The 22,431-nt window shown below is 65.4% G+C and carries 25 protein-coding genes; 12 read left to right on the forward strand and 13 right to left on the reverse strand.

Annotated elements, in window-relative coordinates:
- Window positions 1–68 precede the first annotated feature (68 nt).
- Entirely contained in the window at window positions 69–1,400 is a 1,332-nt protein-coding gene (locus F7P65_RS11675; RefSeq protein WP_150291912.1) for a DNA-packaging protein, read from the reverse strand.
- A 52-nt stretch (window positions 1,401–1,452) separates the two neighbouring features.
- Here F7P65_RS11675 and F7P65_RS11680 point away from each other — a divergent pair, with 52 nt between their 5' ends.
- Window positions 1,453–1,890 carry an acetyltransferase gene (locus F7P65_RS11680; protein WP_150291913.1) on the forward strand — a complete coding sequence of 146 codons (438 nt, stop codon included), beginning with the start codon at window positions 1,453–1,455 and terminating at the stop codon, window positions 1,888–1,890.
- A 29-nt stretch (window positions 1,891–1,919) separates the two neighbouring features.
- On the opposite strand, the gene F7P65_RS22340 is transcribed toward F7P65_RS11680, so the two are convergent.
- The 3 genes from F7P65_RS22340 to F7P65_RS11695 form a co-directional block, all read right to left on the reverse strand.
- A complete protein-coding gene (locus F7P65_RS22340; RefSeq protein ID WP_240334273.1) occupies window positions 1,920–2,474 on the reverse strand; it encodes a hypothetical protein in 555 nt (184 codons plus the stop codon).
- 150 nt (window positions 2,475–2,624) lie between these two features.
- Entirely contained in the window at window positions 2,625–3,272 is a 648-nt protein-coding gene (locus F7P65_RS11690) for a glutathione S-transferase family protein (RefSeq protein WP_150291914.1), read from the reverse strand.
- Between the two features lie 63 nt (window positions 3,273–3,335).
- Window positions 3,336–4,109: a hypothetical protein gene (locus F7P65_RS11695; protein ID WP_240334274.1), complete on the reverse strand. Its 774-nt coding sequence runs from the start codon at window positions 4,107–4,109 to the stop codon at window positions 3,336–3,338.
- Between the two features lie 233 nt (window positions 4,110–4,342).
- Here F7P65_RS11695 and F7P65_RS11700 point away from each other — a divergent pair, with 233 nt between their 5' ends.
- The 6 genes from F7P65_RS11700 (at window position 4,343) to trmB (ending at window position 9,774) form a co-directional block, all read left to right on the forward strand.
- Entirely contained in the window at window positions 4,343–4,849 is a 507-nt protein-coding gene (locus F7P65_RS11700; RefSeq protein WP_150291915.1) for a GNAT family N-acetyltransferase, read from the forward strand.
- Window positions 4,850–4,875: 26 nt separating this feature from the next.
- Window positions 4,876–5,514: a YqaA family protein gene (locus F7P65_RS11705; RefSeq protein ID WP_150291916.1), complete on the forward strand. Its 639-nt coding sequence runs from the start codon at window positions 4,876–4,878 to the stop codon at window positions 5,512–5,514.
- Between the two features lie 11 nt (window positions 5,515–5,525).
- The gene (lnt, locus tag F7P65_RS11710) at window positions 5,526–7,091 is read left to right on the forward strand and encodes an apolipoprotein N-acyltransferase (RefSeq protein WP_150291979.1); all 1,566 of its coding nucleotides are present in this window, start codon (window positions 5,526–5,528) and stop codon (window positions 7,089–7,091) included.
- A gap of 58 nt (window positions 7,092–7,149) precedes the next feature.
- The gene (metK, locus tag F7P65_RS11715; protein WP_150291917.1) at window positions 7,150–8,355 is read left to right on the forward strand and encodes a methionine adenosyltransferase; all 1,206 of its coding nucleotides are present in this window, start codon (window positions 7,150–7,152) and stop codon (window positions 8,353–8,355) included.
- A 231-nt stretch (window positions 8,356–8,586) separates the two neighbouring features.
- Window positions 8,587–8,778: a hypothetical protein gene (locus tag F7P65_RS11720; RefSeq protein ID WP_150291918.1), complete on the forward strand. Its 192-nt coding sequence runs from the start codon at window positions 8,587–8,589 to the stop codon at window positions 8,776–8,778.
- A gap of 300 nt (window positions 8,779–9,078) precedes the next feature.
- On the forward strand, window positions 9,079–9,774 hold the full coding sequence (gene trmB / locus F7P65_RS11725; protein WP_150291919.1) for a tRNA (guanosine(46)-N7)-methyltransferase TrmB: 696 nt from the start codon (window positions 9,079–9,081) through the stop codon (window positions 9,772–9,774).
- A 61-nt stretch (window positions 9,775–9,835) separates the two neighbouring features.
- Here the strand turns inward: trmB and F7P65_RS11730 are convergent, their stop codons facing one another.
- The 4 genes from F7P65_RS11730 to F7P65_RS11745 all read right to left on the reverse strand — a co-directional run bounded on the left by F7P65_RS11730 (window position 9,836) and on the right by F7P65_RS11745 (window position 11,550).
- A complete protein-coding gene (locus F7P65_RS11730) occupies window positions 9,836–10,384 on the reverse strand; it encodes a hypothetical protein (protein WP_150291980.1) in 549 nt (182 codons plus the stop codon).
- A 172-nt stretch (window positions 10,385–10,556) separates the two neighbouring features.
- Window positions 10,557–10,919 carry a winged helix-turn-helix domain-containing protein gene (locus tag F7P65_RS11735; protein ID WP_150291920.1) on the reverse strand — a complete coding sequence of 121 codons (363 nt, stop codon included), beginning with the start codon at window positions 10,917–10,919 and terminating at the stop codon, window positions 10,557–10,559.
- A gap of 68 nt (window positions 10,920–10,987) precedes the next feature.
- Entirely contained in the window at window positions 10,988–11,239 is a 252-nt protein-coding gene (locus F7P65_RS11740) for a hypothetical protein (protein WP_150291921.1), read from the reverse strand.
- An 83-nt stretch (window positions 11,240–11,322) separates the two neighbouring features.
- Window positions 11,323–11,550, reverse strand: a complete 228-nt coding sequence (locus tag F7P65_RS11745) for a hypothetical protein (RefSeq protein WP_150291922.1) — start codon at window positions 11,548–11,550, stop codon at window positions 11,323–11,325.
- A gap of 203 nt (window positions 11,551–11,753) precedes the next feature.
- On the opposite strand from F7P65_RS11745, the gene F7P65_RS11750 reads away from it, so the two are divergent.
- Both F7P65_RS11750 and F7P65_RS11755 read left to right on the forward strand, forming a co-directional pair.
- Entirely contained in the window at window positions 11,754–12,866 is a 1,113-nt protein-coding gene (locus tag F7P65_RS11750; protein WP_150291923.1) for a sensor histidine kinase, read from the forward strand.
- Window positions 12,867–13,610 (forward strand): LytR/AlgR family response regulator transcription factor, encoded by a 744-nt coding sequence (locus tag F7P65_RS11755; RefSeq protein ID WP_150291924.1) that lies wholly within the window; start codon window positions 12,867–12,869, stop codon window positions 13,608–13,610.
- 174 nt (window positions 13,611–13,784) lie between these two features.
- On the opposite strand, the gene F7P65_RS11760 is transcribed toward F7P65_RS11755, so the two are convergent.
- Together F7P65_RS11760 and F7P65_RS11765 are read right to left on the reverse strand one after the other, a co-directional pair.
- The gene (locus tag F7P65_RS11760) at window positions 13,785–14,132 is read right to left on the reverse strand and encodes a UrcA family protein (protein WP_240334275.1); all 348 of its coding nucleotides are present in this window, start codon (window positions 14,130–14,132) and stop codon (window positions 13,785–13,787) included.
- Between the two features lie 525 nt (window positions 14,133–14,657).
- Window positions 14,658–15,230, reverse strand: coding sequence for a septal ring lytic transglycosylase RlpA family protein (locus tag F7P65_RS11765; protein ID WP_150291926.1), 573 nt, complete (start codon window positions 15,228–15,230; stop codon window positions 14,658–14,660).
- A gap of 162 nt (window positions 15,231–15,392) precedes the next feature.
- Here F7P65_RS11765 and uvrA point away from each other — a divergent pair, with 162 nt between their 5' ends.
- From uvrA to F7P65_RS11780, 3 genes are all read left to right on the forward strand, one after another.
- Window positions 15,393–18,335 (forward strand): excinuclease ABC subunit UvrA, encoded by a 2,943-nt coding sequence (gene uvrA / locus F7P65_RS11770; protein ID WP_150291927.1) that lies wholly within the window; start codon window positions 15,393–15,395, stop codon window positions 18,333–18,335.
- A 166-nt stretch (window positions 18,336–18,501) separates the two neighbouring features.
- Window positions 18,502–18,720 carry a hypothetical protein gene (locus F7P65_RS11775; RefSeq protein WP_150291928.1) on the forward strand — a complete coding sequence of 73 codons (219 nt, stop codon included), beginning with the start codon at window positions 18,502–18,504 and terminating at the stop codon, window positions 18,718–18,720.
- 173 nt (window positions 18,721–18,893) lie between these two features.
- Complete coding sequence (locus tag F7P65_RS11780) at window positions 18,894–19,253, forward strand: glycine zipper 2TM domain-containing protein (protein WP_150291929.1); 360 nt, start codon at window positions 18,894–18,896, stop codon at window positions 19,251–19,253.
- A gap of 62 nt (window positions 19,254–19,315) precedes the next feature.
- Here the strand turns inward: F7P65_RS11780 and F7P65_RS11785 are convergent, their stop codons facing one another.
- The 3 genes from F7P65_RS11785 to sucC form a co-directional block, all read right to left on the reverse strand.
- Window positions 19,316–20,245, reverse strand: coding sequence for an electron transfer flavoprotein subunit alpha/FixB family protein (locus F7P65_RS11785; RefSeq protein WP_150291930.1), 930 nt, complete (start codon window positions 20,243–20,245; stop codon window positions 19,316–19,318).
- Complete coding sequence (locus F7P65_RS11790; protein WP_150291931.1) at window positions 20,242–20,991, reverse strand: electron transfer flavoprotein subunit beta/FixA family protein; 750 nt, start codon at window positions 20,989–20,991, stop codon at window positions 20,242–20,244. Before F7P65_RS11790 ends, F7P65_RS11785 begins: the two co-directional genes overlap by 4 nt.
- Window positions 20,992–21,104: 113 nt before the next feature.
- Window positions 21,105–22,304, reverse strand: a complete 1,200-nt coding sequence (gene sucC / locus F7P65_RS11795; RefSeq protein WP_150291932.1) for an ADP-forming succinate--CoA ligase subunit beta — start codon at window positions 22,302–22,304, stop codon at window positions 21,105–21,107.
- Window positions 22,305–22,431 lie beyond the last annotated feature (127 nt).

The following is a 22,431-nucleotide window of genomic DNA, read 5'->3' on the forward strand; positions in this document are numbered from 1 at the left end:
CATAACCCTTCCGAAACAACGCCGGATGTCCGATTTTGTTTCGTATCCGTTAGAATTTGGCCCCCGGCTCACACCGCCCGCACCCGCGCCTCGCCCCGCCGCCCCAACATCAACTCGGTCAAGGCCCAGACCAGCGCATCGGCCCGATCCGGCGATCGCCCCGGCCCCATATAGCTGCCGCCCAGCACCATGCCGCACATCTCGTCCTCCAGCGCGCCAAAGACCCCCCGATGCGCCACCCGTCCAGCCTCGTAGAGCGCCGCCACAGGCTCCGCCCGCGCCACCTTCCCCCGGCTCGCATGCACCAGCCGCACCGGCAGCCCGGCCTCCGCCGCGCGCAGCACGCTCTCCACCATCGCCCCGCCATTATTGGCCTCGGCCACCACCCGGTCCGCACCATGCAGCAGGGCCGCCGACGCGACCGCCCGCGCCCAGCCCTCCGGCGTCGCCCCCTCCACACTGGCATCGGCGATCACATAAGCCCGCCCATCGTCCCCCAGACCGGCCACCACAATCCCGCAGGCATCGCCGTGCGCGGACGCCGGCGGATCGACCGCCACCACCACCCGCACCAAAGCCGAACGCACATGCGCCACCCGGCACCCTTCCAGCAGGCCCCGGCTCCACAGCGCACCCTCGACCTCGGCGATCAGCTCGCCCTCCAGTTCCTGCCGCCCCAGGCGCGTGCCGCCATAGCTGCGCTCCATCGCCTCGACGAAGCCCTCGGCCAGATGGCTTGCATTGTCCGCCGTCCGCCCCCGCGTCACCACGACGTCACCGTCGTTCCCTGCGTCCTTGGCCCGCGCCACCAGCCCCCGCACCAAAGGCACGGGCCGGGGCGTCGTCGTCGCCAGCACGCGCGGCCCGTCGCCCAACCGCATCCCCATCATCAGATTGTCCCAGACCGCCTCGCCCCCGGCCCATTTGGCGATCTCATCCGCCCAGCCATGGCTGAACTGCGGTCCGCGCAGGCTCTCCGGCTCGGCCGCTCCGAACAGGGTCGCCACCGCTCCATTGGGCCAGACCAGCTTGCGCAGGGCGGGCGCGAACACGGGCCGGTTCCACCAGGGCGCGATGGACAGCAGCCCCGAAGCCCCCTCCACCATCACCGCCCGCGCCTCGCCCAGCGTCGCCCCGACCAAAGCGATCCGCGCCCCGGGATCGCTCTCCGCCACCCCCCTGACCCACTCGGCGCCCGCGCGGGTCTTGCCGAACCCGCGCCCCGCCATCATCAGCCAGATGCGCCAGCCCCCCTCCGGCGCCCGTTGCTCCGGTCGCGCCAGCCAGTTCCAGTCGTGCGCCAAAGCCTCCGCCGCCGCCCCGTTGAGGCCCGCCAGCACCCGCTCCCGCGCCTTGTCCGGCATCCGCGCCAGCCGCTCGAAATCCGACAGCCGCCCCATTCCGCCTCCTCTCGATTTGTCCGATCCGTCCCTATCGCCTATATTCCCCGCCATGAGTTCGATCCGACCCGCCCGCGCCGCCGACGGCGCCCGCCTGCTCGACATCTGGCGCAAGGCCGTCGACGCGACCCATGATTTCCTGACCGCCGCCGACCGCGCCGCCATCGATGCGGAGGTCGCGGCCGTCCTGCCCCAAAAGCCGGCATGGCTCGCGACCGACCCCGACGACCGCGCCATCGGCTTCATGCTGATCGACGGCACCCATATGGATGCCCTGTTCATCGATCCCGCCTGGCACGGCCAGGGCGTGGGCCGACGCCTCGTCGAACATGCCCTCTCCCTGCACCAGACGCTCACCACCGACGTCAACGAACAGAACGGCCGGGCCATCGCCTTCTACGAAGCCATGCGCTTCACCCGCACCGGCCGCTCGGACCGCGACGGACAGGGCCGCCCCTACCCCCTCATCCACCTGCGGAGCGCGCCCTAGAATCTCCAACAAAGGGGGGTGGGAAGAGCCTAATGCACCACCCGCCCCTTCTTCCGCACCGCCTCCAGCGCCGTGCGCAACCGCACGATCGCATCCTCGCCATCGGGCCGCTCGATCCCCTGCACGCGCCGCTGCTCCGCCACTTCCGCCGCATGGGCCAGCAACAGCCGCAATCCGATGGCCAGCGGATAGTCCCGCTTCACCTTCCGGCTCTTCACCGCGCCTTCGCCGTCCAGGACAATCTCCTCCTGCTCGGTCCCGAACAGCGATTGCCGCAGCAACAGCGCCTCCAACTCGTCATAGGCCACGCACAGCGCCTGCTGCCATTCGCGCGCAAAGCCGGGATCGCGCTGCTTCTGCGCATAGGCGCTGGACGAACTCTTGCCCGCCGCCCGCGCCGCCTCCGCGACATTGCAGGTCGCGGCCAGCGCCTCCATGAACAGCTTGCGCCGCGCCGGCGTCCAGCCGTCCCGGCGCACCGGCCGCAACTGCGCCACGCTGCCCGAAGCCCGGCGCTGCCGCTGCGCGACCATGCCCTCCGCCGCGCCCTTCTTACCCGCGCCCTTCTTCCCCGCGTCCGTCATGCCACCCCTCCGCCGCCGCCCGACGCAAAAAGGGCCGGCCCCACAGGACCAGCCCCTCAACGCCCCATCGGCGACTCACATTTTCCCAATGTCGTCCTTCCTGCCGGAACAGCGTGACGATGTCAAGAAAAATGTTCCAAATGGGTTAAATCATGCCGCAGCCATGCGTTCGATCGCCCGGGCCTCCGCCGCCAGCGCCGCCGCGACGCTCGGCCGTTCCCGCATCCGCTGCAACCATTGCTTCAACCGCGGCCAGCGCCCATCCGTCAGCACCCCGCTGCAATAGCCAATATTGATCAGCGGACAGGCGACGGCGATATCCGCCAGCGTTAACCGGTCCTCCACCAGAAACCCGCTCTCCGGCAGGATTTTCTCCAGATAATCATAAATCCCCGGCAGCCTGTCGGCCTCCGCCGCATTGGCCGCCGCCAGATCCTGCGGCATCCCCATCAGCGGCGCGACCATCCGGTTGAAGAAGATCGGCATGCCCGTCGCCTGCACGATGGTATCGCCAAACTCCTCGTACCAGATCGTCCGCGCCCGCGCCCGCGCCTCGACCGGGATCAAATTCGGCTCCGGATGCAGCGTATCCAGATAGGTTATGATCGCCGTCGAATCGCTGATCAGGAAATCGCCGTCCTGAAAGCCCGGAATCTTCCCAAAGGGCGACGCCTGCGCAAAGGCGTCGCCGCCCTGCCCGAATCCGCCGGGCTGCACATCCAGTTCAAGCCCCTTTTCCGCCGCGAATATGATGACCTTGCGCACAAAAGGCGAAGGCCGCGCACCATAAAGGATCATGACTCCAACTCCCGAAAAATCCGGATCGGATCATGCCCTTCCAGTCTCGAAACGCAACGAAATTCAGTGCCCGCTGTCGGCCGTTGCCGCGACGCTGCGCGTATAATCGATGCGGATCCGCACCCAGCTGCCGACCATCACCTTGCCGTTGACGCGCGGCGGCAGCACCAGAAACTGCCACGCCGCCAGCCGCACCGCGCGCGCAAAGCCCGACCCCATGGGCGATTCCCCCAGCGCCTGGCAATTTTCGACATGATAATGATCGACGGTCTTGCACGCCACCAGTCCCCAGCCGCTGGACGGCGCATTGCCGGGCAGATAGCTCGCCAGTTCCGCATGGGTCGGCCGCCGATACCATTCGGCCTCATATAGCTGCACCCCGCCCGGCCCCTCGCCCGGCCCGGCCACCGCCGCGCTGCTGCCCTGCCCCGAAGCGCCGTCTTCCGCGCCCTTTTTCGGCATTTTCCCAATGTCCGCCGCCGCCATCTGCTGGCTGTCGATCACCAGGAAGGGCAGCGGCGAAGGCAGGGGCAAGGGCTTCTGCTCGGTCGGCTTCACCACCGGCAGATCGGGCTTCGTCACCGGCCGCACCGGCTTCTGCGCCGATTTCTCCTGCTTTTTCTTCTCGCTTTTCTCGGCCTTCGGCTGCGCCTTCTCGGCCTTGGGCGCGGGCGCCATCTCGAAGGTCACGGGATTGCGGAAGTCCGGCAACCGGATGATCGGCTGGGGCGCCATCGTCAGCAGCAACAGCAACAGCAGGCCGTTGAACAACAGCGCGAACAGCAAGCCGCCGCCGCGCTCACGCCATTTGGAAAAGGATGGGTTGGACAATGTCACTCGATGGCGCCGGGCAGATTCTGGGTTCGGGTCATGCCCAGACGTCGCCGCCCCGTCAACGCCGTAGCCCCTCAGCAGATATCCTCTTCCCGCACGACTGGTCGACTTTCCCGCGTCGCGCGCCTCCCACTGCCCTTCCCCTGCCAAACGTCATCACAATCTCTCCTTCGCTCCAGACTGGCGCACCCAACAGGCTGTCGCAAGCACCCCAGCCGCGCTAAAAGCCGCCCGCCATGCACATCCGCCCCGCCACCGCCATCGACCTGCCCCGCCTTCACCGCGTGATAGAGCGCGCCTATCGCGGCGAGGCCGCCAGCGAAAGCTGGGCCATCGAATCGCCCCCTCCCACCGGCCCGCGCACCAGCATCCCCGCGCTGGAGGCGATCCTGTCCGACCCCGCCGAACGCCTGCTGGTCGCGCTGGACGAAGACGGAACGCCCATCGGCTGCGTCCAGATTTCCGACCTTGGCCAGAGCCGCGCCTATCTCGGCCTGCTCTGCATCGACCCCGACCTCCAGTCCGGCGGCCTCGGCCACGCACTGCTCGCCGCCGCCGAACGGCTCGCGGTTGCGACCTTCCACAGCCGCCGGATGGAAATGACCGTCATCGCCAGCCACGACCGGCTGATCGCCTATTATCGGCGCCGCGGCTATGCCCCGACGGGCGAACGCCGCCCCTATCCGGTCCCGCTCGACCCGCCCTATGAAATGCTCGTCCTGGCAAAAGCACTGGCGGCCTGAAATCTCTTCGTCTAGGGGTCAGGCCGATGCTTACGAAGCTGTACCAATGGACGCTGGCAAAAGCCGCCCACGCCCACGCCGAACGTTGGCTTTTCGCCATCAGCTTCATGGAATCCAGCTTCTTCCCGATCCCGCCCCACCCGCTGCTGGGCCTGATGTGCCTGGCCCGCCCGGAACGCGCGATCCGCTTTGGCCTCATCTGCACCATCGCCTCGGTCATGGGCGGGCTGTTCGGCTATGCCATCGGCCATTTCGTCTATGAAACGGTCGGCCAGCAGATCCTGAACACCCTCGGCCTCGCCGCGAAATTCCCCGTCGCCGCCTGCTATCTGCGCGATTACGGGGCAGAAATCATCCTTATCAAGGGCGCGACGCCCATCCCCTTCAAGCTCATCACCATCACGGCGGGCTTCATCGGGCTGTCGCTCTTCACCTTCCTCTGGGCCAGCGTCCTCTCGCGTGCTTTCCAGTTCATGCTGGTGGGCTTTCTGTTCTGGAAATTCGGACGGCCCATCAAGGCGTTCATCGAAAAATATCTGGGCCTGCTCTCCGCCGCCTTCCTCGTGCTGGTGGTCGGCGGCTTCCTCGCGGCCTCGGCCCTGACCGGCGGCAGCGGCGGCAAGAACGACAAGTGCAGCCAGGCCACCATGGCCACCCTGCGCTGATCCGCACCTCCATGCAGGACATTCCGGCCCGCTTCCCAAAGTTCACCGCCCTGCTCGCCGGATTCGTCGCGGCCACGGGCTTCGAGCCGCTGAAGCTCTGGCCCGTCACTCTCGCCTGCTTCGCGCTGCTGATCGCCCTTATCCAGAGCGCGCCCGACCGCCGCAGCGCCTTTCTGCGCGGCTGGCTGTTCGGCGTCGGCCATTTCACCCTGGGCCTCAACTGGATCGCCCACGCCTTCACCTTTCAGGATTCCATGCCGCACTGGTTCGGCTATGGCGCGGTGGTGCTGCTGTCGCTTTATCTGGCACTCTATCCTGCCCTCGCGACGCTCGCGACATGGTGGCTCGGGCGAAAATTCGGCGGCGATCACGCGCTCACCTTCATCCTTGTCTTCGCGGCGGCATGGCTCGCATCCGAATATCTCCGCGCCACCGCCTTCACCGGCTTTGCGTGGAACCCGCTGGGGGTCACGCTGCTTCCCACCGGCATCGCCATCGCCTCGACCCTGATCGGCACCTACGGTCTCGGCGCCCTCGCCATCCTCGCCGCCGGCGCGATCCTGCTCGCCCTGCGCCGCCAGTTCCGCCCAGCGGCAACCCTGGCCGCCCCGCTGGCAGCCCTCGCCCTTTGGGGCCTCCTCTCCCCCGCCCCGGCCACCCCACAGGGCGCGCCCCGCATCCGCGTGGTCCAACCCAATATCGGGCAGGACGAGAAATATTCGCCCGAACTCGAACAGGCCCATTTTCAGACCCTCGCCGCCCTTTCCGGCACGCCCCGCCCGGCCCCGCACCTGATCTTCTGGCCCGAAGCCGCGATTCCCGCCTATCTCGATCTGGAGCCTGACTGGCGCGTGCGCCTGGCATCGCTGCTCGGTCCCGGCGACCTGCTGATGACCGGCGCGACCAAGGTCTATTTCAAGCAGGTCGAGAAAAACGGCATCCTCGAAAACACCCTCGCCGGCGCCAACAACAGCCTGTTCATCGTCGATCCCAAGGCCCAGTTGCTGGGCCGCTATGACAAGTCGCACCTCGTCCCCTATGGCGAATATCTGCCGATGCGCGAGATTCTTCAGCCGCTCGGCCTCTCCCGCCTCGTCCCCGGTGCCGTCGACTTCTGGCCCGGCCCCGGCCCGCAAAGCCTGACCCTGCCCGCCACGCTCGGCCGCCCCGCGCTCAAAATGGGCGTCCAAATCTGTTATGAGATCATCTTCTCAGGCCAGGTGATCGATAAAGCCCACCGTCCCAGCTTCCTCTTCAACCCCTCCAACGACGCCTGGTTCGGCAGTTGGGGGCCGGTGCAGCACCTCGCCCAGGCCCGCCTCCGCGCGCTGGAGGAAGGCATCCCCATCATCCGCTCGACCCCCACCGGCGTCTCCGCCGTGGTCGACGCCCGCGGCCATATCCTGCACAGCATCGGCCACCACCGCGCCGGTTTCCTCGACACCGCGCTGCCGCCGGCGCTGCCGCCGACGCTCTTCTCCCGCCTCGGCAACTGGGCGCCTTTCGGCTTCATGATCGCTCTGATCGCAACGGCTTTGGCTTCACTGGCCATTGCCACCCGCAGAACGACCCGCTAATAGGCACATAAACTTTTCTTTATATCGCTCGTCCGCAGAGCGTGGTAACGGGAGTCCCATGCGCAATAACTATCTCTTCACCTCGGAATCGGTTTCCGAAGGCCATCCCGACAAGGTCGCCGACCAGATTTCCGACGCCATTGTCGACCTGTTCCTGTCGAAGGACCCCGAAGCCCGCATCGCCTGCGAAACGCTGACCACGACCCAGCTCGTGGTGCTGGCGGGCGAAATCCGCTGCAAGGGCGTCTATGAAAACGGCGCCTGGGCCCCCGGCGCGCAGGAAGAGATCGAACGCGCGGTCCGCGAAACCGTCAAGCGCATCGGCTATGAGCAGGACGGCTTCCACTGGGAAAGCTTCCGCTTCGAAAACAACCTCCACGGCCAGTCCGCGCACATCGCGCAGGGCGTCGACGCCGCGGGCAACAAGGACGAAGGCGCCGGCGATCAGGGCATCATGTTCGGCTTCGCCTGCGACGAAACGCCCGATCTCATGCCCGCCACGCTGGACTATAGCCACAAGATCCTGGCAAAAATGGCCGCCGACCGTCATTCGGGCCGCGCCCCCTTCCTGGAGCCGGACGCCAAGAGCCAGGTCACCCTGCGCTTCGAAAACGGCAAGCCCGCCGCCGCCACCGCGATCGTCGTCTCGACCCAGCACGCGCCGGGCTATGACGAAGGCGCGAAGGACGCGGAACTGAAGGCCTATGTGAAGGGCGTCGTGGCCGAAGTCCTGCCCGGCGAACTGCTCTCGGACGAAACCGTCTATCACATCAACCCGACCGGCAGCTTCGAAATCGGCGGCCCGGACGGCGACGCCGGCCTTACCGGCCGCAAGATCATCGTCGACACCTATGGCGGCGCTTCGCCCCATGGCGGCGGCGCGTTCAGCGGCAAGGACCCGACCAAGGTCGACCGTTCGGCGGCCTACATCACCCGTTACCTCGCGAAGAACATCGTCGCGGCCGGTCTTGCCCGTCGCTGCACGATCCAGCTCGCCTATGCCATCGGCGTGTCGGAGCCGCTGTCGCTCTATGTCGACACCCACGGCACCGGCACTGTCGGCGACGACAGGATCGAAAACGCGATCAAGAATATCAAGGAACTGGGCGGCCTCACCCCGCGCGGCATCCGCACGCATCTCGGCCTCAACAAGCCGATCTACCAGCCGTCGGCCGCCTACGGTCATTTCGGCCGCAAGCCCGAGGGGGACTTCTTCCCCTGGGAACGCACCGACCTGGTGGAAAAGCTGAAGGCCGCGCTCTGATCCACGCGCCAGCGCCGATGAAAAAGGAGGGTGCCGATCCGTCGGCGCCCCCTTTTTCATGAACGCCGTCCCCGCAACCGCCTGATCCCGAAGCAGGCTTTCCCGATCAGCATGGCGGCAAAATGACGAAAAGTTCATTAGCCTGAAACGCGAAAAACAGCGATAAGCGGCGTGTCGGGCCCGCACCCCTGTCGGGTCCGGCAACTTTCCCTCTGAATAAAGGGACATGCGATGACAAGGACGCTGACTTCCGCTTTCCTCAGCCTCGCCCTCTTAGCCGGCAGCGCCGCTCCGGCGCTTGCCGCGCCCTGCAAGGACGCCAAGGGCAAATTCATCAAATGCCCGCCCAAGGCCACAGCCAAACCGGCGCCCAAAAAGGGTCCGTGCCGCGACGCCAAGGGCAAGTTCATCAAGTGCAAATGACCTGACCTAATAGCAAGGCGCAATGCGCTTGACTCATTGCGCCTTGGTTAAGCCCGTGCCGCGCTTGAGCCTTTCCAATCCGTGATGCGTCAGCATCTCAGCGGGTTGGTATAAGGTTCGGATCGCCGGGCCGGTCACGCATCGTTGCACCCTGTCTCCAACGCAATAGCCCCAGCCGCCGCCAGCCCCGGCGCTGAGGTTACCTCCTCCTGTCCCCGGCCCATCTCCTCAACACCGGGGACAGGAGGCCCCCATCATCCCGACTTGCCCCCATCGCCGCCGCCCGCTATCGGCGCGGCCATGACAGCGCATAAATCCGGCGATCCGACCACGCTCAACCGCCTTTACGGCCGCCAGTCCGGACCCAAGCTGCGCGCGGGCCAGCAGGAACTGGTCGACACGCTGTTGCCAGCCGTTGCCGTGCCGGAAGACGGCGCGGTCACCGCCGCCGACCTTTTCGGCTACGACCGCCCGCTCCATTTCGAGATCGGCTTTGGCGGCGGCGAGCATATGGCCTATCGCGCCGACCTGCTGCCCGACCATGGCTTCATCGGTTGCGAACCGTTCCTGAATGGCGTCGCCACCGCGCTCGGCCATATTCGCGATCAGGCGCTGGGCAATGTCCGCGTGCATATGGGCGACGCGCTCCAGGTGCTCGACCGCATTCCCGACGGCGCGCTCAGCTTTGTCTATCTGCTCCACCCCGACCCCTGGCCCAAGGCCCGCCACGCCAAGCGCCGCATGATGAATCCGGGTCCGGTCGCGATGATCGCGAAGAAGCTGAAACCGGGCGGCGAATTCCGATTCGGCACGGATCACCCCGTCTATCTGCGCTGGGCGCTGATGGTGATGAACGGCCATCCCGATTTCGAATGGCTGGCCAGCGAAGCGAAGGATTTTCAGAACCGGCCCGGCGGCTGGCCCGAAACCCGCTATGAGGCGAAGGCCCGGCGGATCGGGCACGAAGTCTGGTATTTCCGCTATCGGCGGCGCTGAACGCGTTTGACGCCGCCCTCCCCACGCCCATCCCCCCGGACGGGCGTGGATCGGAGGAGGCTCAGTTCGCCTTGCTCAGATCGACCTTCTCCACCCATTCGGGGTAGAAAGTCGGTTCCCGGTTCGACCAGCCCACGGCGGTCGCCGCCGCTTCGCTGATCGACTGGAGCAGCGCCCGGCGCTTTTCGGGATGCAGATGCGGCAGGCTCGCCGCCGCGCAGAATGCGCCCGGCAGCCACGGCCGCGCCCCCGCCCCCAACAGCCGTTCATACAGGAAGCGATAGGCCGAAAAGCTGCACAGCCGGTCCTGGCCCAGGTCGAAAGCCGATACCGTCACCAGCGGCGCCATGAACGGTTCCATCTGGTCCAGGCCGCTGTCGTCGGGCACCATCGTCTTGATTTCCTCAAGCCGCCCGTAAATCCGGGCCTGCGCGCGGATGCTGGCTTCTTCCACCATGTCGCGCGACCACAGTTTCATGGCGTCGCGCCGATGAAGGCCGATGTCCAGCGATCGACGGATATAGCGTTGCGTGGCGGTCGGGAAGCTGGCGAATTCACGCAATTCCGCCAGTGTGATGGCCCCGTCCGCAGGTCTTGCACTCGTGCCCATGCTCATGCCCTCCGACTTCAAGTCGATCGGCAAACCATGCGCCCATTATGGTTTCTACAAGCTTAAGCGCCGGTCCGACCGACAAGCATAGGGAATCATTTTTCCTTGTGCGGCGCAACATGTAATTTTTGTGAATGCGCCAAATAGTTTAAGCGCTCGCCTTCCCGATGGTTCAATCCGACGGTTGAACCGGCAACGGCGCGGCGCGCAGCCGATCCGCCAGCTCCGCCCCGCCTCCCGCGGCGCTTTCCTGCGCGACGGCCTGCAAAGCCCGGTAGCGCGCCAGCAGGTCCCGCCCGAAATCGGTCAGTTGCGCGCCCTCGGTCGAGGTCGTGACCACCGGCTGCGTCCAGCAGCGATTCAGGACATCCACCAGCATCCAGCATCGCCGATAGCTCATCTTCAGCTTGCGCCCGGCGGCGGAAATCGACCCCTCGCTGGCGATGGCGTCGAGCAGGTCGGCCTTGCCCGGCCCCATGGCGATTTCCTCGCCGCAATAAAGCTGGATTTTGATTTTCAAGGCTGGCCCGGTCATGCCGCCGCTTATGCCACGACGGCTCCGTCAGGCCAATGCGCTCCGTCCTGAAAGTCGGCGCATGAACCTCAGTCGGCGCGGCGCTCCAGGATCGCGCCGATCATGTTGCGCCATACCGCGACGTCCCCGGCCTGGGCCATGCGCGCATCGGGCTCGCGCAGGGTATGCAGGATCGCATAGGCATCGTCGACATGGTCCTGCCAGGCGGCATCGACTGCGCTCGCCGCGTGCGGATCGCTGCCCTCGCCGTTCAGGCTGATCTGGCGCCCGGCCAGAACCCGGGCAATGCGCTCGATCGCGGGAGTGGCGGAAGTCGGCATATGAAGTGGCTCCTCTCACCTGCGGAAAAGGCGGCGTCGTTCCGCCCTTTCCGTCTCGATCATATCACGATTTCCCGGCCCGTCTATCGCCCCGCCTTCTTATCCTTCCCTTCCGGAAAACCGGAGGACGGCACCGGATCGCCATGATCGCCCGGCGCGGTCACGGCCGGCGGATCGGATGCATCCATCGAATCCTTCAGCCCCTCGTCCAGCTTTTCCTCCGGGCTGACCGCATGATCCTGCGCATCGGTCGGACGCTTGTCATGCGCTTCCTCGCGGCTGTTGGGCCGGATATCGGTCTTGTCGGTCATGCCATTCTCCTTCTGGACGCACTTATGCGCCTCATCGGATCAACGGGCCGCCCCCGCCCCGGTTCCCTTGATCGACCCCAGCCCCTTGATCGGCCCCAGCCTCTTCATGACCCGGGCCCCTTCATCGACAAACGCATGGAACGTTTCGACCAGCATCACGCCCCAGGGGCGACAGCGCGCTCCGCTTGGCCTAGACTGGGGCCATGAACATAAAGATGGAAGACGGCGAGCCTGGCGTGCCGCCGACGGTCGCGCTCTATTCGATACTGGGTTTCTGGTTCTTCTATGCGGTGCTGGTGACGCTGCGCGCCTCCGTCATGGGGTTCGAAGCGCAGGGGGCGATGGCCGCGCGCCGCGCCGTGGTGACGGTGATCGGCATCGTCGTCACCTGGGTCCTCTATCTCTGCCTGCGTCGTTTCGACGGCAGGCCGCTGATCGCGCGCATCGTCGCTGCCTTCAGCCTCGCGGCGCCCTTCGCGCTGGCGACGGCGGCGGCCAATTTCTACGTGTTCAACATCTACGATCCCGCGTCGCTCTTCCCCGATGCCGACTATCAGAAATATGCCAGCGAACAGGGTTTTGCCCTGATGCAGATCGTCGAGGACGCGATCAGCCGCTATTTCTTCCTCGCGGCCTGGGCGGGGCTGTATCTCGCGCTGTCCTACGCCAGCGAAGCGCATCGGGTGGCGCGCCGCGCCGACCGCCTCGAACGCGCCGCGCAGCAGGCGGAACTGCGGTCCCTGCGCTATCAGGTGAATCCGCATTTCCTGTTCAACACGCTGAATTCACTCTCCTCGCTGGTGATGAAGGACCGGCGCGACGAGGCGGAGCAGATGATCCTGTCCCTCTCCAATTTCTACCGCACCAGCCTCACCGGCGATCCGCTGGAGGATGTGTCGCTGGAGGAGGAAGTGCATCTCCAGAAACTCTATCTGGATATTGAAACGGTGCGCTTTCCCGACCGCCTGTCGACCAGCATCCGGATACCGGACACGCTGCTGAATGCCTGCGTGCCGGGGCTGATCCTCCAGCCGCTGGTCGAAAACGCGATCAAATATGGCGTGTCACGCACCTCCAGCCCTGTGACCATCACCATCGCCGCGCGGGAAGAGGACGGGATGCTGCGGCTCAGCGTGACCGACAATGGCGATCATCCGCCCAGCGAAGCGGATGCGGGCAACGGCATCGGCCTTGCCAATGTGCGCGACCGGCTGACCGCGCGCTTCGGCGATCGGGGCCGGATCGATTATGGTCCACGCTCGACCGGCGGCTTTGCGGTGAACCTCACCCTTCCCATCGTCCGGCGGAGCAGCTGAATGACCATCCGTACCCTGATCGTCGACGATGAGCCGCTGGCGGTGGAACGGCTCCAGATGCTCTGCGCCCGCGAGCCGCGCATCGCGCTGGTCGGCACGGCGAGCGACGGGGAGGCGGCGCTGCGCCTGATCGAGGGGCTGGAGCCGGATCTGGTGATGCTGGACATTGCCATGCCGCTGCTCGACGGCATCGGCGTGGCGCGGGCGACATCGCGCATGGGTATCTGCCCGGCGGTGATCTTCGTCACCGCGTTCGAAGGTTTCGCGGTCGAGGCATTCGATCTGGCGGCGGTCGATTATCTGCTGAAGCCCGTTGCGCATGAGCGCCTGTCCCGCGCCGTCGACCGGGTGGAGCAGGCCTTGGGCAACCACGCCGCCACCGCCCCCGCGACCAGCCGGGAGGCCGAAAGCGAATGGGCAGAGGAATTCTGGGTGCCGCACCGGTCGGAACTGATTCGCCTGGGCGCCGTGCAGATCGACCGAATCGAGGCGGAGCGCGACTATATGCGGCTGCACGTCGGGCAGAACAGCTATTTGCTGCACCAGACGATCAGCTCGCTGGAAAACCGGCTGGACCCGCAGCAGTTCGTGCGCCTGCACCGGTCGCATATCGTGCGCCGCGAATATATCGCCCGGCTGCGCCATGACGGCAGCGGCGTCTGGTCCGCCTGCCTGGCCGACGACACCGAAATCCGCATCGGGCGTACCTATCTCGCCAACGCCCGCGCCCTGACGGGGCGGTAAACCCGTTGGGCTGACAAGGCGAAAAGGCCCGGGTCGCCCCGGGCCTTTCGCGCATCGTCGAAGCAGGATGTCATACCATCGCGCTCGGTCTTCGACCGATCACAAGTGGGTTTCGCTCAGGCGCGGCGCGGGCTTTACCCAGGTCCGATGAGTCAAACTCATCGCGCCCTGGTATCAGTTGCCGGCGCCGAGCGGCTTGTCCTTGCCCATATCGGCATAGCGTTCGCCATTATTGGCCTTGGCAATCGCCAGTTCCACATTGCTGCGGACATGGGCCGCGGCGACCGACTGACATTTCCTGATCTCGGCCGAGGTCGCGCCATTCTGGCATACTTTCCAGGCGGCACTCCAGATCCGGCCCTTCAGGGCGTTCTGACCCTTCGCGCTCGACAGATCCAGGTCTTGATAGCGAACTTCGCTGGTCTTGCCGTTGGATTCGAATTCAGCGGCGCTCGCGGTCGCGGCAACGCCCAGCAGGGCGGCGGTACTGGCGGCAGCGATCATTTTCACGACGATCATCATATATCTCCTCAACTGTTCCTGTCCGCTCGCAGCGGACCTCCAGCGAAGAGAAGAGCGGCCCTTCAAAACAGATCATCGCCTCTGTCTTCGCAGCATCCTGTTTAGGCGCGATGCGAATGCGTCGCTTTCCGCTTTCGACCGGCGCCCCGCTGCGTCGGCCAACGACGCTTGTCTCGACCAAATGCCGTCACGAATAGACGAACAACTGTTTTACGACGAAAAAACACGCTTTCCGTAGCGTAAAATGACAATGCCAAGACGGATGACGCGCATAAAAAAGCACCCCCGGCGCAAGGGAAAAGGCCGGGGGTGCATCCAGGAAGCTGTCGGGCTCTCCGGAATCTCTGAAACTTCGTGCCCGCAAGACGACCCCGGTCCGGTCAAGCCGTATCGGAGCCTCTTGCTATCGGCTCGCACTATATCCTGGCATAAAATATCTGTTTTGACCATTCGATGATCCGCGCATGCTCCACGCCCGGCAGCATCCACTGGCGACGAACCGACGACAGGCTTCCACGAACGACATCAGCGGGGCTGGGCTGCCAGCTGCGCCCGCAAATTGGCCAAGGTCCTTTCATCGACCGGGGGCCGCATCGGCGCTTCCTTGCCGTCGCGCAGCGTGCGCCTGTCCTTTTCCGGCGGCGCCACCACCCGCACCCGCACCGGCGCATGGCCCGCGGCCCTGATCCCCAGCTGCTCCGCCGCGCCGCGCGACAGGTCGATGATCCGCCTGCGCCCGGCAAAAGGCCCGCGGTCGTTCACCCGCACCAAAATGGTCCGTCCCGTATCGAGCGACGTCACCTCGACATAGCTGGGCAGGGGCAGCGTCGTGTGCGCCGCCGTCACCGCGCTGGGCCGGAACCGCTCGCCATTGGCGGTCTGATTGCCCGATTCATGCCCATACCAGCTTGCATAGCCCAGATAATCGTAAGCCGGGTCCGCCGCCGGGACATAGGTCATGCCCTTCACGCTATAGGGCTTACCCACCCGCACCGGCACATCGCTCACCGGGCGGTAGGTCACGCCCCCGCCGCAGCCCGCCAGCGTCACCGCAGCCGCCAGCACGACATGCCGCATCCGAACCGAAATCCCGCTCATCCCCCGGCCCTAGCCCAGCGGCCCGGCGGAGAAAAGCCGCGACCTTTTCCTTTTGCCGCAGGCACCCTATCTTCCCGCGACGAAGCCTTGCCCCCGAAGAACAAATCTGGAACAACACGCCCCTATGAGTCTGACCACGATTTCTCAGCAGAGGTTTGCCGAATGCTGACGACCATCAGCGTGCGCGGCGCGCGCGAACATAATCTCAAGGGCGTCGATGTCGACCTGCCGCGCGACAGCCTGATCGTCATCACGGGCCTGTCCGGCTCGGGCAAATCGAGCCTCGCCTTCGACACCATCTATGCCGAGGGGCAGCGCCGCTATGTCGAGTCGCTCTCCGCTTATGCGCGCCAGTTTCTGGAGATGATGCAGAAGCCCGATGTCGAGCATATCGAGGGCCTCTCCCCCGCCATTTCCATCGAGCAGAAGACGACCAGCCGCAACCCGCGCTCGACGGTGGCCACGGTCACGGAAATCTACGACTATATGCGCCTGCTCTGGGCGCGCGTCGGCATTCCCTACAGCCCCGCCACCGGCCTGCCCATCAGCGCCCAGACCGTCAGCCAGATGGTCGATCGGGTGATGCAGCTGCCCGAAGGCACGCGCTTCTATCTCCTCGCCCCCGTGGTGCGCGGCCGCAAGGGCGAATATCGCAAGGAACTGGCGGAGTGGCAGAAGGCTGGCTTCACCCGCGTGCGCATCGACGGCGAACTCTACGCAATCGAGGACGCCCCCGCCCTCGACAAGAAATACAAGCATGACATCGAAGTCGTGGTCGACCGGCTGGCCGTCACCGACGACATGTCCACCCGGCTGGCCGACAGCTTCGAACAGGCGCTGAAACTGGCCGACGGCCTCGCCTATGTCGACCTTGCCGACGGGACGGTCGCCGACCTCGCCCAATCCGTCACCCCGGCGCAGGCCGGGGTCTCCGGCGGTGGCGCGGAAGGGAAGATGAAAGGCGCCGAAGTCCCCGCCAACCGCATCGTCTTCAGCGAGAAATTCGCCTGCCCGGTCAGCGGCTTCACCATATCGGAGATCGAGCCGCGCCTCTTCTCCTTCAATGCCCCGCAAGGCGCATGCCCGGCCTGCGACGGTTTGGGCGAACGGCAGGAGTTCGACCCGGAACTGGTCGTCCCCAACGAGGCCCTCACCCTGAAAAAAGGCGCCATCGTCCCCTGGGCCAAATCCAACCCGCCCAGCCCCTATTATATGCAGGTGCTCGGCTCTCTTGCGAAAGAGTTCGGCTTCGACCTCGAAACCCCCTGGGCCGACCTTCCGCCCGAGGTGAAGATCGTCATCCTCCACGGCACGGCCGGCAAGCCCGTCACCCTGCGCTTCGTCGACGGCAAGAAGAGCTACGAGGTCAAGAAACCCTTCGAGGGCGTGATCGGCAACCTCAACCGCCGCCTGCTCCAGACCGACAGCGCCTGGATGCGCGAGGAACTGAGCAAATATCAGACCGCCATGCCCTGCGAGACCTGCGACGGCGCCCGCCTCAAGCCCGAAGCCCGCGCCGTCAAGATCGCGGGCGAAGACATCAGCATGTCCACTCGCCGCTCCGTGGTCGACGCGCTGAATTTCTTCCAGAACCTCCCCACCCACCTCAACGACCAGCAGAACCAGATCGCCAGGGCCATCCTCAAGGAAATCGTCGAACGCCTCGGCTTCCTCAACAATGTCGGCCTCGACTATCTGAACCTCGACCGCACCAGCGGCACCCTGTCCGGCGGCGAATCCCAGCGCATCCGCCTCGCCAGCCAGATCGGCAGCGGCCTGTCGGGCGTCCTCTATGTCCTCGACGAACCGTCCATCGGCCTGCACCAGCGCGACAATGACCGGCTGCTCGTGACCCTCAAACGCCTGCGCGACCTCGGCAACACCGTCATCGTGGTGGAGCATGACGAGGACGCGATCCGCACCGCCGACTACATCGTCGACATGGGGCCGGGCGCGGGCGTCCATGGCGGCACCATCGTGGCGCAGGGCAACCTCAACCAGCTCCTCGCCCACAAGGACAGCCTGACCGCCGATTATCTGAACGGCACCCGCCGCATCGAAGTCCCCGCCAAGCGCCGCAAGGGCACGGGCAAGAAACTCACCGTCCACAATGCCCGCGCCAACAATCTGCAAGGCGTCACCGCGTCGATCCCGCTCGGCACCTTCACCTGCATCACGGGTGTTTCCGGGTCGGGCAAGTCCAGCTTCACCATCGACACCCTCTACGCCGCCTCGGCCCGCGCCCTCAACGGCGCCCGCATCGTCGCAGGCCCGCATGACAAGGTGACCGGCCTCGAACATTGCGACAAGGTGATCGACATCGACCAGTCGCCCATCGGCCGCACGCCCCGCTCCAACCCGGCCACCTATACCGGCGCCTTCACCAACATTCGCGACTGGTTCGCCGGCCTCCCCGAAGCGCAGGCGCGCGGCTACAAGCCGGGGCGCTTCTCCTTCAACGTCAAGGGCGGCCGCTGCGAAGCCTGTCAGGGCGACGGCGTGCTCAAGATCGAGATGCACTTCCTTCCCGATGTGTATGTCACCTGCGACGTCTGCCACGGCGCCCGCTACAATCGCGAGACGCTGGAGGTGAAGTTCAAGGGCCACAGCATCGCCGACGTGCTCGACATGACGGTCGAGGATGCGGTGGAATTCTTCAAGGCCGTGCCGCCGATCCGCGACAAGATGGCGATGCTGGCCGAAGTGGGCCTGGGCTATATCAAGGTCGGCCAGCAGGCCACCACCCTCTCCGGCGGCGAAGCCCAACGCGTCAAGCTCGCCAAGGAACTGTCCCGCCGCGCCACCGGCAACACGCTCTACATATTGGACGAACCCACCACCGGCCTCCACTTCGAGGATGTGCGCAAGCTGCTCGAAGTCCTTCACGCGCTGGTCGAACAGGGCAACAGCGTGGTCGTGATCGAGCATAATCTCGATGTCATCAAGACCGCCGACTGGATCATCGACATGGGACCGGAAGGCGGCGTCAAGGGCGGCGAAGTCGTCGCCGAAGGCACGCCGGAGAAGGTGGCGAAGAACGGCCGCAGCTTTACCGGACGCTATCTGGCGCCGCTGTTGGGGATGGAGGCCGTGGCCGCGGAGTGATGGGATCCGACGCCCCGCATCCGGGGCGATCGGGGGACAGCTTGCGCTTTTTTCGCGTCCCGATCCGCCGCGTCGCGCCCGCGCCACATTCCGTCGCGCCATCCGGAACCACGCAGCGCCGCGCCCGTTATCCGTGCGAACCCCCGGAACAAGGAGTCCACCCCCCATGATCCGCACCCTGATTTTCGGCGCGATTGCCGGTTATGTCGGCAAGAAACTCTATGACGAAGGCAAGCTGACCGAGTTCAAGGACGACCTCGTCTCCCGCTATAATGAGGCGAAGGGCGAACTCGACAAGCATCGCGACAGTGCCGCGATGCCCCAATCCAACCTGTCCTCCTCACCGGTGCCCGCCGCTTCCACATCGCCGCTCGCATCATCCTGATGTTGGCCTGAACCCTTTTTTCCAGCGGTCGAACACCCTCTCACCGCTGGTTTCACTGCCCGCCCGGCTGCCTTCCCCCTTTTGGGTGGCCGTGGCGGGCAGACTATTTTGGCAACTTCCCTCCACCCAAAGGGTTATTCTCCCCGCAGGGGCGATGTAAGGAGAGACGGACCATGCGCACACCTCTATTGGCAGCCATGCTGCTCGCGCTGCCGCTGACGGCCTGCGTCACGGATGGGGATGGCGGCCGCTACGGCTATGATCGCCCCGGGCGCCACGACGGCTATGGCCGCCATCGGCATGGTGGGCGCCAGATCGGCGACAATGACTATATCTACCGCGACAATGACGGCCGCTATTATTGCAAGCGCGACGACGGCACCACCGGCACCATCGTCGGCGCCATAGCAGGCGGCGTATTGGGCAATGTCATCGCCCCCGGCGGCTCCAAGACGCTGGGCACGATTCTGGGCGGCGCAGGCGGCGCGCTGGCCGGGCGCGCCATCGACAAGAGCGATGTGCGCTGCGAATAGACAAACGAAAGAGGGCGCGGACCTGAAGCCCGCGCCCTCCTTTCAAACGCAATGGGTTTTGCTCAGAGCTTTTCGACCAGCTCCGGCACGACCTTGAACAGGTCGCCGACAAGACCGATGTCCGCGACCTGGAAGATCGGGGCGTCTTCGTCCTTGTTGATGGCGATGATGGTCTTGCTGTCCTTCATACCCGCCAGATGCTGGATCGCGCCGGAGATGCCGACCGCGATATAGACTTCCGGGGCCACGATCTTGCCGGTCTGGCCGACCTGATAGTCGTTCGGCACATAGCCAGCGTCGACGGCAGCGCGCGAAGCACCGACCGCCGCGCCCAGCTTGTCCGCCAGCGGGAAGATGGTCGCCTCGAACGTCTCGCCGTCCTTGAGCGCACGGCCGCCCGACACGATGATCTTGGCCGAGGTCAGTTCAGGACGTTCCTGCTTGGCGATCTCGGCGCCGACGAAGGACGACAGTCCCTTGTCGCCGGTCGAGGACACGGCTTCCACCGTGCCCGAACCGCCGTCGCGGGCAGCCTTCTCGAAAGCCGTCCCGCGCACGGTCAGAACCTTCTTGGCGTCCTTCGACTTGACGGTCGCGATCGCGTTGCCGGCATAGATCGGACGGGTGAAGGTGTCTTCGCTCTCGACCGAGAGAATGTCGCTGATCTGCATCACGTCGAGCAGAGCCGCGACGCGCGGCGCGATATTCTTGCCGTTGCTGGTGGCGGGCGCGACGAACGCGTCATGGCTGCCCATCAGCTCGACGATCAGCGGCGCCACGTTTTCGGGCAGCGCGTGACCGAAAGCGGCGTCATCGGCGACATGGACCTTGCCCACGCCCGCGATCTTGGCGGCTTCGTCGGCCACGCCGCCGACGCCAGCGCCGGCGACCAGCAGATGCACTTCACCCAGCTTCGCAGCGGCGGTGACGGCGGAAAGGGTCGCGTCCTTGACGGCGCCGCCCTCATGTTCAACCCAGACAAGCGTCTTCATGCGGCAACTCCCAGAGCCTTGAGCTTCGCGACCAGTTCATCGACATCGGCCACCTTCACGCCAGCCGAACGCTTGGCGGGTTCGGTGACCTTGAGCGTTTCGAGACGGGCCGAAATGTCCACGCCATAATCGGCCGGGGTTTTCTGCGCGAGCGGCTTCGACTTCGCCTTCATGATGTTGGGCAGCGAGGCATAGCGCGGCTCGTTCAGACGCAGGTCCGTGGTGATGATCGCCGGGGTGTTCAGCTTCACCGTTTCCAGGCCGCCGTCGACTTCGCGGGTCACGCTGACGCTGCCATCGGCAACCTCGACCTTCGAGGCGAAAGTGCCCTGCGGCAGGTTCAGCAGAGCGGCGAGCATCTGGCCGGTCTGGTTGCTGTCGTCGTCGATCGCCTGCTTGCCCAGGATGACGAGGCCAGCGCCTTCCTCTTCCTGGACCTTGGCGAGCAGCTTGGCGACGCCCAGCGGTTCGACTTCATCGTCGGTCTGGATCAGGATCGCGCGGTCCGCGCCCATGGCCAGCGCCGTACGCAGCGTTTCCTGCGACTTGGCGACGCCGATCGACACCGCCACCACCTCGGTCGCCACGCCCTTTTCCTTCAGGCGGATGGCTTCCTCGACCGCGATTTCGTCGAACGGGTTCATCGACATCTTCACGTTCGCCAGATCGACGCCCGTGCCGTCCGCCTTCACGCGGGGCTTCACATTGTAATCAATTACCCGCTTCACGGGCACAAGGATCTTCATTTCCAACATCCTTCCTTCATTCACGCCAAAGTCCGCCAATGCGAACACGGGCGCGGGCAGCCCGTTCCCGGACCACCCGCACCCTTTGGTGTCTGTTCAGGCGAAAAGCCGTGTCAGGCTGCCTTCCTCACTTCCGCCACGATCTTCTTGGCTGCGTCGCCCAGATCGTCCGCCGGGACGATGGCCAGGCCCGAAGCCGCCAGAATGTCCTTGCCCTGCTGGACGTTCGTGCCTTCCAGGCGGACGACCAGCGGAACCGACAGGTTCACTTCCTTGGCGGCGGCGACAATGCCATCGGCAATGATGTCGCACTTCATGATGCCACCGAAGATGTTGACGAGGATGCCCTTCACGGCCGGGTCCTTCAGGATGATCTTGAAGGCCGCGGTCACCTTTTCCTTGTTGGCGCCGCCACCGACGTCCAGGAAGTTGGCCGGGAATTCGCCGTTCAGCTTGATGATGTCCATGGTCGCCATGGCCAGGCCCGCGCCGTTCACCATGCAGCCGATGTTGCCGTCCAGCTTGATGTAGGCGAGGTCATATTCCGACGCTTCGACTTCCGCCGGATCTTCTTCGGTCAGGTCGCGCAGTTCGGCGATGTCCTTGTGGCGGAACATGGCGTTGCCGTCGAAACCGACCTTGGCGTCCAGCACCAGCAGGTTGCCCTGCTCGGTCAGTGCCAGCGGGTTGACTTCGATCTGCTCGGCGTCGGTGTCGAGGAACGCGGCGTAGAGCGACGAGGCAACCTTGGCGGCCTGCTTCGCCTGATCGCCGGTCAGGCCCAGGGCGTTGGCGACCGAACGGCCGTGGTGCGGCTGGAAACCGGCGGCCGGATCGACGGTGAAGGTGTGGATCTTTTCCGGGGTCGAGTGGGCGACCTCTTCAATGTCCATGCCGCCTTCGGTCGACACGACGAACGCGATGCGGCTGCTGGCGCGGTCGACCAGCAGGGCGAGGTAGAATTCCTTCGCGATGTCGGCGCCATCGGTGATGTAGAGGCGGTTGACCTGCTTGCCCGCGTCGCCGGTCTGGATGGTGACCAGCGTGTTGCCGAGCATGTCGGCCGAGTGGGCCTTCACTTCGTCCAGGCTGAAGGCGAGGCGAACGCCGCCCTTCGCTTCTGCGCCAAGTTCCTTGAACTTGCCCTTGCCGCGGCCACCGGCGTGGATCTGCGACTTCACGACATAAAGCGGCCCAGGCAGCTTCTTGGCGGCCTCAACGGCTTCCTCGACGGAGAAAGCGGCGTAACCGGCGGCGATCGGCGCGCCATATTTCGCCAGCAATTCCTTCGCCTGATATTCGTGAATGTTCATGGGGCTCGCCCGTCCTTTCCGCTGAAACTGGATGGTCAGCGGCTAAGCACAGGCGAAACGCCAACACCAGCAAATTTCGCAAAACCACTTTGCAAAATTGCAAAACCTGTGCGAAGCGCGGCTCGCC

The sequence above is a fragment of the Sphingobium estronivorans genome (assembly GCF_008692605.1).
Taxonomy (GTDB): Bacteria; Pseudomonadota; Alphaproteobacteria; order Sphingomonadales; family Sphingomonadaceae; genus Sphingobium; species Sphingobium estronivorans.

Coding starts and splice junctions, on each gene's coding strand:
- F7P65_RS11675 (WP_150291912.1), bottom strand. CDS start 1,400: ATGGGGCGGCTGTCGGATTTCGAGCGGCTGGCGCGGATGCCGGACAAG.
- F7P65_RS11680 (WP_150291913.1), top strand. CDS start 1,453: ATGAGTTCGATCCGACCCGCCCGCGCCGCCGACGGCGCCCGCCTGCTC.
- F7P65_RS22340 (WP_240334273.1), bottom strand. CDS start 2,474: ATGACGGACGCGGGGAAGAAGGGCGCGGGTAAGAAGGGCGCGGCGGAG.
- F7P65_RS11690 (WP_150291914.1), bottom strand. CDS start 3,272: ATGATCCTTTATGGTGCGCGGCCTTCGCCTTTTGTGCGCAAGGTCATC.
- F7P65_RS11700 (WP_150291915.1), top strand. CDS start 4,343: ATGCACATCCGCCCCGCCACCGCCATCGACCTGCCCCGCCTTCACCGC.
- F7P65_RS11705 (WP_150291916.1), top strand. CDS start 4,876: ATGCTTACGAAGCTGTACCAATGGACGCTGGCAAAAGCCGCCCACGCC.
- lnt (WP_150291979.1), top strand. CDS start 5,526: ATGCAGGACATTCCGGCCCGCTTCCCAAAGTTCACCGCCCTGCTCGCC.
- metK (WP_150291917.1), top strand. CDS start 7,150: ATGCGCAATAACTATCTCTTCACCTCGGAATCGGTTTCCGAAGGCCAT.
- F7P65_RS11720 (WP_150291918.1), top strand. CDS start 8,587: ATGACAAGGACGCTGACTTCCGCTTTCCTCAGCCTCGCCCTCTTAGCC.
- trmB (WP_150291919.1), top strand. CDS start 9,079: ATGACAGCGCATAAATCCGGCGATCCGACCACGCTCAACCGCCTTTAC.
- F7P65_RS11730 (WP_150291980.1), bottom strand. CDS start 10,384: ATGGGCACGAGTGCAAGACCTGCGGACGGGGCCATCACACTGGCGGAA.
- F7P65_RS11735 (WP_150291920.1), bottom strand. CDS start 10,919: ATGACCGGGCCAGCCTTGAAAATCAAAATCCAGCTTTATTGCGGCGAG.
- F7P65_RS11740 (WP_150291921.1), bottom strand. CDS start 11,239: ATGCCGACTTCCGCCACTCCCGCGATCGAGCGCATTGCCCGGGTTCTG.
- F7P65_RS11745 (WP_150291922.1), bottom strand. CDS start 11,550: ATGACCGACAAGACCGATATCCGGCCCAACAGCCGCGAGGAAGCGCAT.
- F7P65_RS11750 (WP_150291923.1), top strand. CDS start 11,754: ATGAACATAAAGATGGAAGACGGCGAGCCTGGCGTGCCGCCGACGGTC.
- F7P65_RS11755 (WP_150291924.1), top strand. CDS start 12,867: ATGACCATCCGTACCCTGATCGTCGACGATGAGCCGCTGGCGGTGGAA.
- F7P65_RS11760 (WP_240334275.1), bottom strand. CDS start 14,132: ATGATGATCGTCGTGAAAATGATCGCTGCCGCCAGTACCGCCGCCCTG.
- F7P65_RS11765 (WP_150291926.1), bottom strand. CDS start 15,230: ATGAGCGGGATTTCGGTTCGGATGCGGCATGTCGTGCTGGCGGCTGCG.
- uvrA (WP_150291927.1), top strand. CDS start 15,393: ATGCTGACGACCATCAGCGTGCGCGGCGCGCGCGAACATAATCTCAAG.
- F7P65_RS11775 (WP_150291928.1), top strand. CDS start 18,502: ATGATCCGCACCCTGATTTTCGGCGCGATTGCCGGTTATGTCGGCAAG.
- F7P65_RS11780 (WP_150291929.1), top strand. CDS start 18,894: ATGCGCACACCTCTATTGGCAGCCATGCTGCTCGCGCTGCCGCTGACG.
- F7P65_RS11785 (WP_150291930.1), bottom strand. CDS start 20,245: ATGAAGACGCTTGTCTGGGTTGAACATGAGGGCGGCGCCGTCAAGGAC.
- F7P65_RS11790 (WP_150291931.1), bottom strand. CDS start 20,991: ATGAAGATCCTTGTGCCCGTGAAGCGGGTAATTGATTACAATGTGAAG.
- sucC (WP_150291932.1), bottom strand. CDS start 22,304: ATGAACATTCACGAATATCAGGCGAAGGAATTGCTGGCGAAATATGGC.